Origin of the sequence: Nostoc linckia z4 (assembly GCF_002608075.1) — a bacterium.
Lineage (GTDB): Bacteria > Cyanobacteriota > Cyanobacteriia > Cyanobacteriales > Nostocaceae > Nostoc > Nostoc linckia.
Map to the genome: position 1 here is coordinate 1 of NZ_LAHA01000015.1, position 14,485 is coordinate 14,485.

The 14,485-nt window shown below is 40.7% G+C and carries 21 protein-coding genes; 1 reads left to right on the top strand and 20 read right to left on the bottom strand.

Going from position 1 to position 14,485, the window contains the following annotated elements; genetic code table 11:
- Positions 1-189 (top strand): hypothetical protein (locus VF06_RS42035; RefSeq protein ID WP_218964535.1); only part of this gene is annotated, 189 nt, incomplete at its 5' end.
- 97 nt (positions 190-286) lie between these two features.
- On the opposite strand, the gene VF06_RS14520 is transcribed toward VF06_RS42035, so the two are convergent.
- The 20 genes from VF06_RS14520 to VF06_RS42650 form a co-directional block, all read right to left on the bottom strand.
- Entirely contained in the window at positions 287-952 is a 666-nt protein-coding gene (locus VF06_RS14520; RefSeq protein WP_099066514.1) for a hypothetical protein, read from the bottom strand.
- Between the two features lie 15 nt (positions 953-967).
- Positions 968-1,126 (bottom strand): hypothetical protein, encoded by a 159-nt coding sequence (locus tag VF06_RS40750; protein WP_180267706.1) that lies wholly within the window; start codon positions 1,124-1,126, stop codon positions 968-970.
- Entirely contained in the window at positions 1,123-1,470 is a 348-nt protein-coding gene (locus VF06_RS14525; RefSeq protein ID WP_099066515.1) for a hypothetical protein, read from the bottom strand. The genes VF06_RS40750 and VF06_RS14525 overlap by 4 nt, the downstream gene beginning before the upstream one ends.
- 5 nt (positions 1,471-1,475) lie before the next feature.
- Positions 1,476-2,495, bottom strand: a complete 1,020-nt coding sequence (locus tag VF06_RS14530; RefSeq protein ID WP_099066516.1) for an AAA family ATPase — start codon at positions 2,493-2,495, stop codon at positions 1,476-1,478.
- Positions 2,496-2,791: 296 nt separating this feature from the next.
- Positions 2,792-3,157 (bottom strand): nucleoside/nucleotide kinase family protein, encoded by a 366-nt coding sequence (locus tag VF06_RS14540; RefSeq protein ID WP_099066518.1) that lies wholly within the window; start codon positions 3,155-3,157, stop codon positions 2,792-2,794.
- 131 nt (positions 3,158-3,288) lie between these two features.
- On the bottom strand, positions 3,289-6,612 hold the full coding sequence (locus tag VF06_RS14545; RefSeq protein ID WP_099066519.1) for a helicase-like domain-containing protein: 3,324 nt from the start codon (positions 6,610-6,612) through the stop codon (positions 3,289-3,291).
- Between the two features lie 94 nt (positions 6,613-6,706).
- Positions 6,707-7,003, bottom strand: a complete 297-nt coding sequence (locus VF06_RS14550) for a hypothetical protein (protein WP_099066520.1) — start codon at positions 7,001-7,003, stop codon at positions 6,707-6,709.
- Between the two features lie 2 nt (positions 7,004-7,005).
- Positions 7,006-7,407, bottom strand: a complete 402-nt coding sequence (locus VF06_RS14555; RefSeq protein ID WP_099066521.1) for a hypothetical protein — start codon at positions 7,405-7,407, stop codon at positions 7,006-7,008.
- A 40-nt stretch (positions 7,408-7,447) separates the two neighbouring features.
- Positions 7,448-7,618: a hypothetical protein gene (locus VF06_RS40760; RefSeq protein WP_180267707.1), complete on the bottom strand. Its 171-nt coding sequence runs from the start codon at positions 7,616-7,618 to the stop codon at positions 7,448-7,450.
- Complete coding sequence (locus tag VF06_RS14560) at positions 7,615-8,196, bottom strand: hypothetical protein (protein ID WP_099066522.1); 582 nt, start codon at positions 8,194-8,196, stop codon at positions 7,615-7,617. Before VF06_RS14560 ends, VF06_RS40760 begins: the two co-directional genes overlap by 4 nt.
- A complete protein-coding gene (locus VF06_RS14565; protein ID WP_099076721.1) occupies positions 8,193-8,831 on the bottom strand; it encodes a hypothetical protein in 639 nt (212 codons plus the stop codon). Before VF06_RS14565 ends, VF06_RS14560 begins: the two co-directional genes overlap by 4 nt.
- Positions 8,832-8,884: 53 nt before the next feature.
- The gene (locus VF06_RS14570; RefSeq protein ID WP_099066524.1) at positions 8,885-9,166 is read right to left on the bottom strand and encodes a hypothetical protein; all 282 of its coding nucleotides are present in this window, start codon (positions 9,164-9,166) and stop codon (positions 8,885-8,887) included.
- Positions 9,166-9,693, bottom strand: a complete 528-nt coding sequence (locus VF06_RS14575; protein ID WP_099066525.1) for a hypothetical protein — start codon at positions 9,691-9,693, stop codon at positions 9,166-9,168. The genes VF06_RS14570 and VF06_RS14575 overlap by 1 nt, the downstream gene beginning before the upstream one ends.
- Positions 9,694-9,742: 49 nt before the next feature.
- Complete coding sequence (locus VF06_RS14580; RefSeq protein ID WP_099066526.1) at positions 9,743-10,711, bottom strand: DUF2786 domain-containing protein; 969 nt, start codon at positions 10,709-10,711, stop codon at positions 9,743-9,745.
- Positions 10,711-11,220 carry a hypothetical protein gene (locus tag VF06_RS14585; RefSeq protein ID WP_143874379.1) on the bottom strand — a complete coding sequence of 170 codons (510 nt, stop codon included), beginning with the start codon at positions 11,218-11,220 and terminating at the stop codon, positions 10,711-10,713. The genes VF06_RS14580 and VF06_RS14585 overlap by 1 nt, the downstream gene beginning before the upstream one ends.
- Positions 11,221-11,438: 218 nt before the next feature.
- Entirely contained in the window at positions 11,439-11,735 is a 297-nt protein-coding gene (locus VF06_RS14590; RefSeq protein ID WP_099076722.1) for a hypothetical protein, read from the bottom strand.
- Between the two features lie 216 nt (positions 11,736-11,951).
- Entirely contained in the window at positions 11,952-12,413 is a 462-nt protein-coding gene (locus tag VF06_RS14595; protein WP_099066529.1) for a hypothetical protein, read from the bottom strand.
- Positions 12,414-12,427: 14 nt separating this feature from the next.
- On the bottom strand, positions 12,428-13,420 hold the full coding sequence (locus tag VF06_RS14600; protein ID WP_099066530.1) for a phosphoadenosine phosphosulfate reductase domain-containing protein: 993 nt from the start codon (positions 13,418-13,420) through the stop codon (positions 12,428-12,430).
- Entirely contained in the window at positions 13,417-13,629 is a 213-nt protein-coding gene (locus VF06_RS14605) for a hypothetical protein (RefSeq protein WP_099066531.1), read from the bottom strand. Before VF06_RS14605 ends, VF06_RS14600 begins: the two co-directional genes overlap by 4 nt.
- A gap of 1 nt (position 13,630) precedes the next feature.
- Positions 13,631-14,464 (bottom strand): DUF6876 family protein, encoded by an 834-nt coding sequence (locus tag VF06_RS42650; RefSeq protein ID WP_244918028.1) that lies wholly within the window; start codon positions 14,462-14,464, stop codon positions 13,631-13,633.
- Positions 14,465-14,485 lie beyond the last annotated feature (21 nt).

Sequence of the window (14,485 nt, forward strand, 5' to 3'; positions counted from 1 at the left end):
TTTACCAACAAGATAATGTTTAAATGTGGAACAAGCTCAAGTGCAAAGAATAATCCGCCACATTCCTGTAATTATCGGGAAAGGCAGAGGGCAGGAGGCAGAAGGCTTTTATCAAGAAAGGCAGAGGGCAGAAGGCAGGAGGCAGAAGGAATACTGTTTTCTGCACTCTGCCACGACCGGAGGGAGTAAGGGTTTAAGACCCCCACCACAATCTCTGATTTGGTGGGGGTCTGAATCCCCTTCTTAATTGTCCCTTCTGCCCTCTGCCCTCTGCCTCCTGCCTTCTTCAATCAATCGCTTGTACAGTCAGCGATTGAATTTCTGAGTCGTCTTGTTCAAAATCGTGAAGTTGATATTGCCATTGCCCATACAACAAAGGCATATTTATAGCCACCCAATCAATTATTTTTTGAATCTTGCCTGAATCACCTAAGCTATCTGTAAACTCTTCATACCACTGTTCTTGGGTAACGCCCCATCCAATACAAAATCCATCGCCTTGCATACTCTCTCGATAATTCCTAAATCGCTCTAACTCTTGTTGACAAGCATCTAAAAACTCTAGACTATTAACCGAACAATTGTATTTTTGTGCGATCGCCGAAGCTTGTTCCTCTAACTCTTGTCGTTTGGCATCTTGCTGGCGTTTTCTGTATTGCTGTAAATCTTCAACGCTCAAAATGTCATCATGACAATCTTGTAGAGCTTTGAAAAGCTGTTTTTTGGTGTTTATTCCATGACATCCAATTTCATTTTCTCTAATAAAATTAACTATCTCATGAGAATTTACAAGTTGCACAATATTGGGCTTTTCGTTGTCGTTACAGTCATAATCTAAGAATGAAATAGCTACACCCAACCCGTCAAATGTTGTAGCGACATATATTTCGTCGTCTATTTTCTGTTGCTGCATACTCTCAATACGTGCTGAAAAAACTTCCCATCTTTCCATGTCAACTCCTAGCTTTTACGAAAACAACTTGATAATATCGAACACTAAATCAACGACCTGTCCACCAGCAGCAATACCTTTTTGAACTACTTGCCTAACATCATCAACCTCCTGCTTTTTAAGCTTTCTGGGTTGTGGTTGCGCGGCAAGTTTTTTAGCTTTTTTCCTAGTCATGCTTCATCTCCATCATTTTCAATCTCGTCTGCTGTAGGACATGGTTCAAAAAAATCAGCACCATACGCACAGCAATTTCTAACAACAACCAAAGGGCAAATCTGTTCTCCAGTCAGCACCCACTGATTGATGTAAATTTCATCATCTATTTGTCTGCGGTGGGGTAAATCAACAGCAGGGGAATACCCCAACCTTAATGCAGCAACTTTAGTGCGATCGCCCTGTAGCCGATTAAAAGTCACAGTTCTTACTGGCAATTCGTAGATAGCTGCTTTGCCACCCCAAAGCCCATCAAATACAGTAGCAACTTCATAGTCAATAACTAGATTCAGTTTGCTAATCATTTCATTTAAATCAATTCCCAGTAAACATTTAACAACTCAATCGGGACATACCTAATATCAATTTCAGGATTAGCCTTTTGACAAGCTTGGGCAAACTGCCAATCTTCTGAGGCATTGTCAGTGTGAGCGTCCCCTACAATCCAATAGTTTCTAAATGACTTACCAGCATCTTTTGTGATATTCAGAAAAGCCTCAATTCCTGGTTTATCAGTTCTACCTGTGCATGTTTCATGCACGAATATATTTGACAATAAGTTGTAATAAATTGAGTTATTGCCACCTTGGTTGGTTGCAAATTGCCAAACAAATCCAATATCAAATTCTTCATCAAGGTAAGCAGCTAACAAACGTATTTCTTCTTCTAAAAAATCAATTGTTTTTTGCCCGGTTCCTATACCTCTTTGGTTGCTGACAACGTATAGCAACGACGACCTCTTGTCGTATTTTTTTGCCCATTCTTCAAACTCTGGTACGATTTCAAAATCATCAGGCGATCGCGGAAAAGTTCGCCCTTCTTTTGGACATTTAATAGTTTTATACATGTCGAAAACAATTACATTTGGATAATCCAGGCCCCTCATTTGCACAGCAATATCTTTTGCAGTTATTCCTAATTTTTGTACTGGATTAAACGGTTCCCATCCAGACCGCATACTTTCGAGTACCGCATCAGGAACATTGTGTGTAGAAGTTGTACGCTCCCCATTAGCAAGTATCACAGCTTCACTCGTAACTACATGAACTGCATAACCGTATTTAGCAGCTAATTCAATATACGGTTTGCGGTAAATATTACGGGTAAAAGTGTTATGTACTATTATTTCCTCCTCCCCCGCTTTCATCCACTCTTCAACGGTGTTGTGACACCATTCATGAGACGTTTTTTGCAAGTCTGCTTGATACACCCCATCTATATACAAATTTGGGTAGTCGTCTGCTGCGATCGCTTTTCCCGGTAGTTTCTTAGATAAAGAGGTTTTGCCATCACCAGGACAACCCATTACTAAAGTCACGGTTTTATGCATTGAAATAACTCCGTTTGTTTTTGAACTTCTACTTGAGGTAAAACTAATTCCTCAATATCTTGCTTAGAAACACATCTGTAGACTGGTTTTCTGTATTCAATGACCCGATTCATTGATTGGTCGAGAACTTCTCCAGTAACAGTCTGTTCTCTCACATCTGTGACTAGCAAAAGCCTATAGTCAGGCTTCTTGTCCGGGAGAGGAATTACTTTAACAATGTCGCCTTTTTGGTATTTCATTCTTAGAGATTAGCAGATTTTGTACTTAATCAATACAAAGTTTACATTTATTTACAATTAAAATGGGAGAATCGCATCTAGAATTTCTCCGAACAGCGTTTCTGTCTCTATTGAGGCGTTAAGAGTGGTTAATCTATTCTGCTGTTGAAAATACTGCAACACTTCTTTTAGTTTTCCAGATTCTTGATTTAGCTTTAAGTAGATAGCAAAATCAAATTCTGTAATCATGCGACATTGGCTAAGATTTCGTGGAAAACTATCAATTATCCAGCTTGGTTTCAATAAAATATCTTTTGCTGCTTCAACTACAGCAGGATCATCCAAAAACTGCCAGTCATAGTATGAAGTGGTGTAAAACTCAGCCAGTTTTTTACCTTGGACGTTCTTGATAGAATTAGAATCGCTTAATAAAATAATTCTCATCTCAGTAACCGCAGTGCAGCAAATAATATGATTTTCAATCATTATCAATACTATGTCGCTAAAGTATAATTCGTAAGTCGTAATTGGTAATTGAGTTTCTTAATTACGAATTACGACTTACGAATTACGAATTATTCAAGGTCTTGGGCGTTGATGCTCAACTCTTGCTCTAAATAAGCTTTCTCTTTCTTGAGTTCGAGTATCTTGCCGTTCACCAAATCCCGATCGCACCTTTTAGATGCCAGTTGTTGGGTGGATTCTTCGAGTTGTCGGCTAAGGATTTGTAAGCGATTTTGCAAGTGGCGATCGCTCCCGGCAATCTTCGCATGGCATTCCCGCATATTCCTAATCAATCGCTGTTCGGTCAAACGGTAAGCAAAATCATAATTACCTTCACCTTTTAACCACAACTCAACACTTTCACCTTTTTTACTTACATGGAACCTGCTGATGATTTGCATACCACCATATTCACCAATGCATATTGGCAGACTAGAGAGGAAGTCTTTATCGCTTGCTTCTAAATCTAGAGTAGTTTTTTCTAAATTAGCTTTGATGATTTGGTGAATGTGGGCATCAGCTAATTTAATAGCTTTCTCGTTTTCTTGTTCGTTGTAGGTTGTATCTCCTACTTTGCAAACAAAGTATGGATTGTTAATGTGAGATTTAGCAACTTCAACATCGTTTTTACCTAACTCCAACTGATTAGCTACGTACTTAATATTGGCTTTGATAACAGGCAAGCTAATATCACTAGAACCAATATTTAGTTGATTGATTTCTCTGAGTAGCAAATTAGCCCGACTTTCTTCCATTTCTAACTCGGTTTTGAGTTCCATGTACCGCATAAACCGTATGTCGCCGCTAGCGTGAGCCGACAACATCATAAATAACAATAGCTGGTCGTCTTCCTCAACTATCCTCCTTACCGATGGGTCACCCCTTAGCACTTGTTCGCGGGATTTTAGCTTAGTTTGTAGCAAGTGCATTTGAGCGGCGTCGGCCCCGAAGTTCCCATTCTTGCCTTGAGTCAGATATTGATAAATGATAACTTCCTCGTTTTCGTTCCCGCTTCGCACTGGGCGACCTAATCTTTGCTCGTACTCGTCTGGGCGTCTAGGAATATCGAGAAAGTGAGCAATTTTTATTTTCCTTTGCATATTGACGCCAATACCCATAGGTTCGGTGGAACCGAAAACTACTCTTACTTCCCCAGTGTTTACTTTACGGCTCAACTCCTTTTTAGCTTTGCCTTTGGAGTGATCTTGAATAAAGGCAATTTCCTCCTTGGGGATGCCCTTATTTATTAACTGCTGCCGCATCCATTCATAAATTCCAAATTTGGCACTGCCCCCAGGTGTGCCCATATCCAAAAATACCAACTGAGTTGAGCGTTGCACTTTAGTTAGCTTCCACCATCTGTAAATCCGCCGCACTGCCTGATTGATTTTATCGAGCCGATTAATTGCTTGTTCTGGGTCGATTAACTGTGGCGCAATCATCAGTTTTCTGGCATCGGTTCCCAAAAGTAAGTGATTGTCGAACTTTTTCCCCCACTTCAAACCCAGCGCCGCCGCTTCTTTCTCGGTAAAAATCGGTTGATGAGTATCTGGATGTAGCAATCTATTACCCTCTTCATCCAATAAAAAACCCGCACTGTCGCGGGAGGGAAAAGTCAATGGTTCATCGTTGATTATCCAAGTGCGCCGCTTGGCTATCATGTCCATCTCATACTTCTGAAATTCAGATAAAGGTGACATCACAGCCTTTACCCTATGTTTAGGGCGAGTAAACCCAGCTTGCCCAGCAACGTCATCAAACCGCTTGATATGACAAACCTTGAGGTACATTTGTAACAACTCAGGAACGTTGACAAATTCCGCAAACCTCTGAGAAACTATCAAATCCCCTGAAACACTGGGTTCCAATTTAGAAACAATCCGCCCAAAAGTAGCTGCCCAAGCGTCGAAATGAGCCAGACCCCTTTGCTCTAGTTCCTCTGGCTGCAAATAGCACTGAAATATATAAACCCCGACTAACGAGTTTGTGGGTTCTGGAGTCCCGGTAACCATCATCAAGAAATTGTTATGGTAGGTCTTCCGCATCCATGCCAATTTCAAATCGAAATCCTGTGACCTACCTGAAGGCGATAAATTTATCCCCTTAGCTTGAATTTTCGTAGAGAAAAAATTGTTTTTGAAGCGTTGACACTCGTCAACTATTAAAAGCGACACCCCAAGGTCTTCAAAGTGAATACCGACATCGTGACAAGTTGTTAACTCCTCCAAATGCGCTGTAATCTTGTCGCGCATCTCCTCCAATCGCTTGACTATGCGGTTGCCGCGCTTTTTCCCAACCTTTTCACTTGTTTCACCCTTGGAGTAAAGTGCCTGTAGGTCAGACTCAATAATTGCCAATTTTTCCTCAACAAACAATTTCTCTGTTTCGACGCGAGTTGGTATCGCCTTGAAAGTTTCATGAGTAATAATGATTGCGTCGTAGTTCCAAAATGCGGCTTTTGCTAAGAACTTCTGCCGATTCACCCCCGCACAGTCTTCAGGTGCAGCACAAAGTACGCTAGCATGGGGATAAGCTTCTGTAAAAGTATCGTGGAAATCAGACAAAGTCGATTTCTGGACTACAAACATAGCTTTCGTGCTGGTTTTGTGAAGTTTACGCAGCATTGCAGTGGCGATCGCTGAAATACTTTTGCCCAATCCCACCTCAAGACCCAGCAATCCATTACCATTAACCGACATTCGCCAAATGGAATCTAATTGGTAAGGTCTAAGCTGCTGCACCCACTTTTGACTCATTCCCGATCGCACCAAAACATCCCGGAACCCAGCAGGTGCAGAATCGTCCCAGTTGGGTAAAACCAACCGATTGAATTTGTGATTGTAAATCTTTTCTAGTTCCAGTCCCCTTTCCCCTTCCTTGCACCAATCAACCCAAATCCTTTGTAGTTGCTGCTGCTTCAATGCGGCTTCCCTTCTTGCAATTCGGTCTGCAATCTGTGGAACTTTGAAATGCATCGCCATCGTAAATAGCCCGTCCTCAATTTTCGTGCCGACAGCAGGGAGGTTTTTGGTTACTTGTTGCCCATTTTTGCGCTCAACGACGTAGCTATAGCCGTAAGTTACAGTATTGGCGTCAGAATTACATCTTCTTGTATCGATTTCCCAGTTACCACTAACCGTCGAGTAATAGAAGCTGGCATCAACATCAAATACATCTAGTACAAACTGTTGGTAATATTTGGTGGGTATCCAGGTTGCTCCCACCGTGATATCAATATCTGCGATCGCAACATTTAGCGGTAGTATTTTCCTCAAAGCTTGCACTTCCTCTTCAAAGGAAGCATCAGCTTCAAAAGCTTTTTCAGCTTTCTCTAGCTTGGACAAGATATCACCAGACAAGAATCTATGAGCATCAACAATTTGGAATGGGTACATAGGTAATTTCTAATTCGTAGTTCGTAATTGAGGGCATGAAAAAGCGATCGCATTTTGGTGCGATCGCTATTACAGAATTATTTTTTGAGAACTATCAGCTATCTTCTATCTCGATATCTACATAAACATAGTTAGAAGCTCCTGCACCTGCTGTATGTATATGAGAATAAACTTCTACAACACGACAAAGTTTTTTACCCAAATAAAGCTTTTGATCGGATTCTAAGTTTGTTGCATAACTCCCTAAATATACTTTCTGTTGTTTGCTCCATCGATAAAAATCTGGGTCGTACTTGTTATTTTCATCATCCCAATCAACAGGTTGTTTATAAAAAGCAGCATTACACCTGCCTTGCTCGTCAACCGTTACAGACTCTATTCGCTTATTCATACTTAACCTCTCAATGCCTCATTAAAATTAGCGATCGCAATACAATCTACAAATCTAAATTCACCAGATTCCGACTTAGAAGTTATCAATCGTAAATTAGGAGAATCGGAATTTGGAAACTTATCAAACACTGCTAAATACAGTTGGTCGCACATATCCAATAAATGTTCTCTGGCAATTTGAGCTTCATCCATTTGAACTCGCTGCAACATAACTTCAGGAGTGCCAAGCTTTTTACCTAATCTTTCTTCCTCTTCTTCGCCCATCCTACAAAGAGCTTCGCCTAATAATTCTGTAACTTTTGCATCAACTACTGCAAAATCCACCCCTGAAAAATTTGTAGCTGATTCAACTAGTAATTTAGCTGCTGCAATAACAGCATTTTCACAAATTTCTTTGTCCATGATTTTATATGTGGGAGTTTTATACTCCCACTAAAACTAACTACTCAATTGTTTTCCCACCTGGCTTATTAGATTGATCGAATCCAAAATCACCATTCAACCAATCATCATCAGAATTTTTATCAACAGGATTGGGTTGTCCATAGACTTGTTTTCCACCAACCCACTGATTATTTTTTTGAGGTTTCTTTTTTGGTTTTTCCTTACTCATGGCAACAATCCTTTAATCGCAGACTTCAACAAAACTTGATTTTGCATTTTACTGATATCGCACACCTGAAAACTCCCACACCCAACTCTGGCTAAATTCGCCATAAATGCGATCGCCTTAGCATCGTCATCCGGGCCAATATACAAAGTTGAAATCGTCCCAGTTAGCTTTTCTGCTGCTTTTAGGGCAGCATCCGCATCATCTGGATGCCCGTCGCTAACTACTAAGGTGTGCTTGGGGGCATAGCTTATGGCTTGAATAATTGCCAACCGCACATCGGTATTGCCCAATGGTTCGGGAATTGATTGAAAGTTTGGGATGCGATCGCAATTCTGAGAGAAAACCAACACAATCTCATTTATCGCCAACGGTCTATTCACCGCGTCCCGCAAAACATCAATTTTGCGGCGACCATTTTCTACTTGTTGTTCCATCGACCCAGAAATGTCTAACAAAATCACCGTAGGCGATGCTGGATTGGCGTTTAACCTGGTGGCGTACTTTTCGACTTCCCCGGTGGGAGGAATTTTAGATGCTTGATTGATGAGGAGTTGTAGAGGATTAACTAGATTACTCATGCCTTAACCTCCTGAGCAATTCCAATCGCTTTGAGATACATAGCTAAATGCCTTGGCGACGGTTCCACGTTTCCCGTTCTACAGGGAATAGAAATGTCTCCCTTCCAAGATTCAGCAATAGCTTCCAAAAAAGCTTTGAGTTGGTCTTGCTTGTCATCAAACCAACACCTGTTACCTTCACCCTCTAATTCACCAGGGGCGTGATATTGATTGCCAGTAACGTACAAACACCACTTCCAAGTCCATCGGCGTCCCGCATCTTGAAAATAAATCCTCCTGTCTGCTCCACGACTCCAAATATTAATATCAAAGTCTCCTTCATATCCCCACTGCCGAATCGCAGCAACGGCAGCAGACTTTATAGACCACTGGTTCTCAGTTTTTTCGACTTGTTTTTCGATGTCTTGCTGACGCAGCTGCGCTTCAGCTTCTTTGGCTATCCGCTTGCGTTCTTCCTCTTGCTTCTCAATCCTCAATTTCTCTGCCACGGCAAATTCAATCGCTGCTCGTTCTTGAGATGACAACACCTCCCCTTGGGCGGCCGCCCTGACCGCGCCTCCCCGCTTAATGGCTTCTGCCATCGCACCTTTTAATAATTGCAGTAGTTGGTCATCTGTTAAAATTGAAAAATCCATATTTCCTCGCAATTTGGTAGTTCTAAGTAATGGGATGCTCCAACATCCCATTACTAAACAATCATTACTGAATCTTCCCGAACCAGCATCCATCCATTTTTAGTAGACGATGCCAAAGCCCAACTTTGGCTACAGGCTCGTAAAATGTCGTTGACATATTTGGGTGCTATCCCCAATCGTTTCCCCATTTCTGTCGCCGTGTGCCAGTTACCATCTTTAAGGATCTCTAAAAGTGCGATCGCTCTTTGGGCAGTGACGGGGCAAGGGCTAGGGATTTTACCCTGCAATAAATCTGGGGCTAGCTCTTTGAGTTGAGCGATCGTTGAATTATCCACTAATAACCTCTGATTTCTTCAAGTTTACGCATATATTCACAGGCTACTTCGTATTTCGCATCTGTGGAGAACTGCGATCGCTCAAGCCCCCATTCATAATGGATGTCTTCAATTTTCTTAAGTAGCAGAGGCGTTAGTCCCTCTCTACCTTCAAATTCTTTTTGAAGATTTTCTACTGCAACTTGTTTTTGGTATTCAGCTAACTTTTCTTTAGCTAATTTCTCAATCTCAGATTGAGAGATGACACGTCCATCATATTGAACGTCGTTCTCAATAGCAAAATTTTCTTCTGTCTCTAATTCTTGCTCGGCTTCTTTTACTAAAAGTTCCCACACTTCAGGGCTATCAATATTCGCCTTAATGTAAGAATCACGCTTGTTTTTCTCAGAATTACGACGTTCTAACTCTGATTCAAATGCTTGTCTCCATTTAGGAGAATCAAGCTTATCAGCACCCCACTCTAAATACTCTGTGGGAATTTTGCTAATGTCAGACCCTTTATGTTTTCCAAAAGTTATTGTAGTCATAATTACCTCTTTTTCATATTTTTAATATTATACCCTTGAAGGGTATATGTCAATTAGGAAGATATTTTTGTTTTTCACCCCCCACCTGCTTATTCAAAGAAACCTTATCGCCTGCTGCCATCCCTGAAAAATAGCCTTCGTAAGACCTACAAGAAGGTCTGCTTGTCCTATTCTTAATCTTGAGGTTGGCTTTGGCGTAGGCATCTAATTCGGCTTCTAGCTTTTCGTAAAGCGATCGCACTACAATCGCAGATATGGGTTTTGATTCCCCAGAGGCAGCGATACCTTCAGATTTTTGTTTCTCTACAAGTTCGCTAATTCGAGTAGAGATGCGACTAGCACAACCAAGCCTGAAAGAATTTTTGTAAGCTCTATCGCCGTCTTCAAGACTTGCCAACCTATCAACAGCACCAACCAAATACTCAAGTTGAATTTTGGCAGATGAAATATTAGATGGGCGTCCAAGCATCATTTGTTTGACTGTAGCGCCTCTACGAATAAAGGGCATACAGTAATTAGCATCAGCTACAGCATTGAGTAAAATCTCCTTCCAAGAAACTGACCGCCCCGTTTCTTCAATAACTTGCTGTTCGACTTCTTCAGGGGAGTTGTCCTCCAAATCTGCCATCGACAACTGATAGCGAGTTAATAGTTCTTGGGCTTTGGACATAGCCTCTGCGGCTTCTGCTTCGTTGGGCGACTGGGACAGGGCAAGCAGTTTTTTGATTTTGTCCCCAATTTTTTCAAGGTTAGGGGGTGGAGAGGTGTGGGGAGGCGGAGAAGAATTTTCTGTTTCTTCCTTAAGATACTCAATAAATTTCTCAACCTCATCTTTCCAAAAACAGTAATTATCCCAATTTTTAAAGCTTTTACGCTTCCAGATATTACTGTCTTCTTCCTTAAAAAATTGTTTTGATTCTAATAACCGCTTGGCTTTGTTATGTACCAAAATATTAGAGTCAAAATTACTAATTTCTACACCGATAGCAGTTGCATAAAATATAGCTTTAATCTCCATTAAACCCACTCCCTATAAACTAATTTCAGCTTGAGTAAAATCTCCAAAGTAATATCGCTATCTAAGCCCGATTTTTCAGCAATTTCATCCAATCGTACTTCCCCGAACCACCCCATACACCAACTAAAGGCATTAGTTATTCGAGTATCCAAGTCCTCTTCAAAAAAGTGTTGCCCATGCAGTGATTTGGGAGGATGATTAATTCGTTTGTAGAAAATATCAGATTTATTCCCAGATTCATCGGTTAGCTGGCTTAAATAAATCTCCAATCTGATATCATTCCAGATGCCATCGTAGTAGCTTTTACAGTTTTTAAGTAAACCAAATTCACCTACAAAGTCATCGTAGAAATGATTGAGTTGTTCCCGTAAGCGATCGCACTTTTGGTCATCCTCCTCAGTCGTTTCTGCCTTAAGAAGTTCTTCAATAATTGAAACACCTTCTATCAGGCACTTCATCACTTCTATCTGTTCGATTGGTGCGTCAATTGGCTGAAATGTTCCCGGCAAAATGGGAACTTTAGAAGGCGTATCAGAATGCTTTTTATCTATGTCCCAAATCAACCCCTGGTGGGCATTTTTGAATGAGATGCCCAGATGTCCATTGAAGAAACAAAATACTCCGCCACGAAACCTCTCAGTCCACTTTAAATCGTCATCGCCTAATATAATTGGAGATGTTTGAAAAACAACCGTGGGCGTAAAATCTGGGACGAACCTTTGATATGTTACGCCTTTTTCTTTCTCAATTGCTGCAATCTCTTGTTGGCGGAGGTATCGAACTTTTTTAGGCGCTCAACTTCCTCCTCTAAATAGCGAACTTTTTCTAGAAGTTGCTTAATTTCTGGGTAATCTTGTGCTATTGGTTCTTGCTGAATCGGTTGTGGTTCTGTACTTTTGAATTTGTTACAAAGCTCTTTAGTTTGTCTAAACCAAAATTCAAATGATTCAGTCCTGGCTTCTGCAAATTCAGACCTTTCCCATTGGTCTGATTGTAATTGCCGAAATTTCTTAGACTCCAGCATTTTTTTGAGAGTCTGGCATGTGGGGTCACTAGGACTAAACCCCACTAAAGAAATCCTGATTAGTTTGGATTCGATGTAAGAAGCTTTTAGTTGCATAGTGAAGGCAGAAGGAAGAGGGCAGAAGGCAGAAGGATGAATTTACCCTTCTGCTTTGAAAAGTGGTAAAATGAACGTGTCAATTAATATCTAGAATCAATCTGTGCTGAGGGGCGCAGATTATTTTTTTAGGAAGCGCTCGTTGACGATTTCTTTCAACCTATCTCCGTATTTTTTAATCAAAAAAGCTTTGATTTTAGGCGAATATTTAGCCTTTATTACTGGGTATTCGCCTTCTTCCATATCGCAGAGAATAAACACAGTTTGAGTCCTGCACCAACGCTTTAATAGGTTCTTTTCCTCGCGTTTAGCAATAATCTCATCAATTAACTCATCACCTTGTTCAAAATTGAATTTAAATTTACCCTGCTTATCTAAATATTCAATGTGTTGGTTGTATAAAGCTTCCCATTCTCTACTTTGCCAATACCAGTCGTGACATCCTCCTGTACCTCCGTTGGATACGGTCGCTGCAAATTTGCTGTTGATATAAAGTTTGGCTTCAAACCTCACTGTTTCTTCACCACCAGCAATTTTGATAGCTTTAAGTTCTAGCTTGAATGTTTCAGGATTGTAGTTCATGATTTTTTCTCCTATTAAGTTGGGCCTGCTGTATCTTTACTAAATGCACCCATCGGCATTTCCCACTTGCTAGGCGGAACAATTACCGACTTGTAATAAACGGGGGACACTGCCAATTTGATATCTTCATCTTTCATATCAAAAGGTTTACCCCTAGCTACTCGCTCCATCACTGATAAAGTGCGATGAATCGTGTAAGTTTTGCCTTCTTTTTGTTGCCAATATCCGCTAAATTGGCGCTCGTATTCGGCAATTTGATTTACTTTGTGCGGTGCAATTTTGTACACAGATGCTAGTTGGTCATCTGATGCAAAAATGCACATTTGGCAAGATGCTCTACCAAACCCCAGGTAATAACAGGGATGACATAAAAGCGAGTACTTTTGTGCAATGATGAACGTATCCTCACTACTCCAATCAATCACGGGACGCCAATGGTCAACGTGCCTTGATTGGCAATGAGTTCTATGAGATTCAAATTCTAAATATTTGCTTCTAGCACTTGATTCTTGTCTGCGCTCGCCAGTTATTACTAAAGTGCGTTTACCCTTAAATCTGGATTGGTTATTAATAGCTGCATCTGCAACTCCAATCTTGCCATAACTACTACACCACCTCGTACTCATCCCAGCAGAAAGCTGAGGAAAACGCAATCTCGTACCTAATTTATTGCTACCACCCCCCGCAGTCTTTAAACCCTCTGGAGTTTCAAAAAATGTAGCGGCAGTAGGTAAATTATACCGCAACATTTCTCTTTCTAATCCGCCACTTCTCCAGCTATAGTAAAGCTTGATTCCAAGTGCTTGACAAAGTACTCTTACATAATCTTCAGTGCATTCCCAATCAAAAAGTAGGGGGTTTTCTCTGCCATCAACTAAATGATGCCAGCACTCTATTTTTGATTTATGTACGCCCAATTCTAGTAGATAAAGCAGGCAGGCGACGCTATCTTTACCACCGCTAAGGGCTACGATTACATAATCGTAGCTTGCTAAATCTGGTGTCATGTTTGTGCAATATCTTGAGATTCAGCATCGACAATTTTTAAGAAAACTATTCTAGTTTCACCATCCTCACAATCTACAAACAACCGAGCCGATTTAGATGATGCTAAATTTTCTAATAAATCACCAGCTTTTTCATAAATTGTTTCACCCTCATCAACAATAATTGAGCATTCAAATTGAATGTTACCCAACATCACAAATTTGTCCATATTACCTCTCACTTGGCAAGCACAAAATTTCATCAGATAGCCACAGTTTTATCTTGGGTAGTGGAAAATCGGTATACTCAATTTCTTGAGTAACTACAATTTGGTTAGTATCCCAAGCACCAGTTAAAACTGCTTGATTCCCATCTGTTCTAGTTAATTCCCAAATTTGAAAACCTTCACTCATGGGAGAATTTTTAACTTCGTTGCTCAACTGCCAAGATGCGATCGCATCTAGCAGCCAATAACAATTAGCCTCAGATGCCAAATACTTGACACCCTCCGAGTAATTGAAAAATCTAGAGTAATGGCGATAGCAATTGTCGCTACCGCCATAAAAACTAGCTAACTCTCTACTAATTTCTTCAGCGTCAGGGAAGACAGAAGTATTAGCTTTTTCTTGTTCCTTATTCGCTTGATTTTGTATATTTCTCTTACTCTTCCCTTCTGCCTTCTGCCTTCTGCCTCCTGCCTTCTCTTCTGGGTAAGTTAGTCCAAATTTTTCGGCGCAGATGGGGCCGTAACCAACTTCTAGAGAACGCTCATCAGTGAGAGGCAATGAGCAAAAACAGCAGTTCTTGTGCAACTTACCAAAACTCGCTACATAAGAAACTGGATTCTTTGCAAATGAGCGCAAATCATCTTCCAATCCTGGCAAAATGTTTGATTGATTTAGGGTCAAATTTCCATCAGTTTCAATCCTGGCGTACCATCCTTGCTTATTGACCGGAACAACATAAACAGCACCAACGTATTTACCAGATTTACTGCGATATAATTGAATTTCAGTTAATTTAATCTTGGGATTCTTCAAGCTACCAGACGCTTTTTCAAACAACTGCAAAATACTTGAAAAATC

Bases quoted from the DNA above. Each gene is read 5' to 3' on its own strand.
- VF06_RS14600 (WP_099066530.1), bottom strand. From the start codon at position 13,420: ATGACACCAGATTTAGCAAGCTACGATTATGTAATCGTAGCCCTTAGC.
- VF06_RS14605 (WP_099066531.1), bottom strand. From the start codon at position 13,629: ATGGACAAATTTGTGATGTTGGGTAACATTCAATTTGAATGCTCAATT.
- VF06_RS14545 (WP_099066519.1), bottom strand. From the start codon at position 6,612: ATGTACCCATTCCAAATTGTTGATGCTCATAGATTCTTGTCTGGTGAT.
- VF06_RS14560 (WP_099066522.1), bottom strand. From the start codon at position 8,196: ATGAGTAATCTAGTTAATCCTCTACAACTCCTCATCAATCAAGCATCT.
- VF06_RS14540 (WP_099066518.1), bottom strand. From the start codon at position 3,157: ATGAGAATTATTTTATTAAGCGATTCTAATTCTATCAAGAACGTCCAA.
- VF06_RS14530 (WP_099066516.1), bottom strand. From the start codon at position 2,495: ATGCATAAAACCGTGACTTTAGTAATGGGTTGTCCTGGTGATGGCAAA.
- VF06_RS40750 (WP_180267706.1), bottom strand. From the start codon at position 1,126: ATGACTAGGAAAAAAGCTAAAAAACTTGCCGCGCAACCACAACCCAGA.
- VF06_RS14550 (WP_099066520.1), bottom strand. From the start codon at position 7,003: ATGAATAAGCGAATAGAGTCTGTAACGGTTGACGAGCAAGGCAGGTGT.
- VF06_RS14595 (WP_099066529.1), bottom strand. From the start codon at position 12,413: ATGAACTACAATCCTGAAACATTCAAGCTAGAACTTAAAGCTATCAAA.
- VF06_RS40760 (WP_180267707.1), bottom strand. From the start codon at position 7,618: ATGAGTAAGGAAAAACCAAAAAAGAAACCTCAAAAAAATAATCAGTGG.
- VF06_RS14565 (WP_099076721.1), bottom strand. From the start codon at position 8,831: ATGGATTTTTCAATTTTAACAGATGACCAACTACTGCAATTATTAAAA.
- VF06_RS14590 (WP_099076722.1), bottom strand. From the start codon at position 11,735: ATGCTGGAGTCTAAGAAATTTCGGCAATTACAATCAGACCAATGGGAA.
- VF06_RS14555 (WP_099066521.1), bottom strand. From the start codon at position 7,407: ATGGACAAAGAAATTTGTGAAAATGCTGTTATTGCAGCAGCTAAATTA.
- VF06_RS14580 (WP_099066526.1), bottom strand. From the start codon at position 10,711: ATGGAGATTAAAGCTATATTTTATGCAACTGCTATCGGTGTAGAAATT.
- VF06_RS14525 (WP_099066515.1), bottom strand. From the start codon at position 1,470: ATGATTAGCAAACTGAATCTAGTTATTGACTATGAAGTTGCTACTGTA.
- VF06_RS14575 (WP_099066525.1), bottom strand. From the start codon at position 9,693: ATGACTACAATAACTTTTGGAAAACATAAAGGGTCTGACATTAGCAAA.
- VF06_RS14520 (WP_099066514.1), bottom strand. From the start codon at position 952: ATGGAAAGATGGGAAGTTTTTTCAGCACGTATTGAGAGTATGCAGCAA.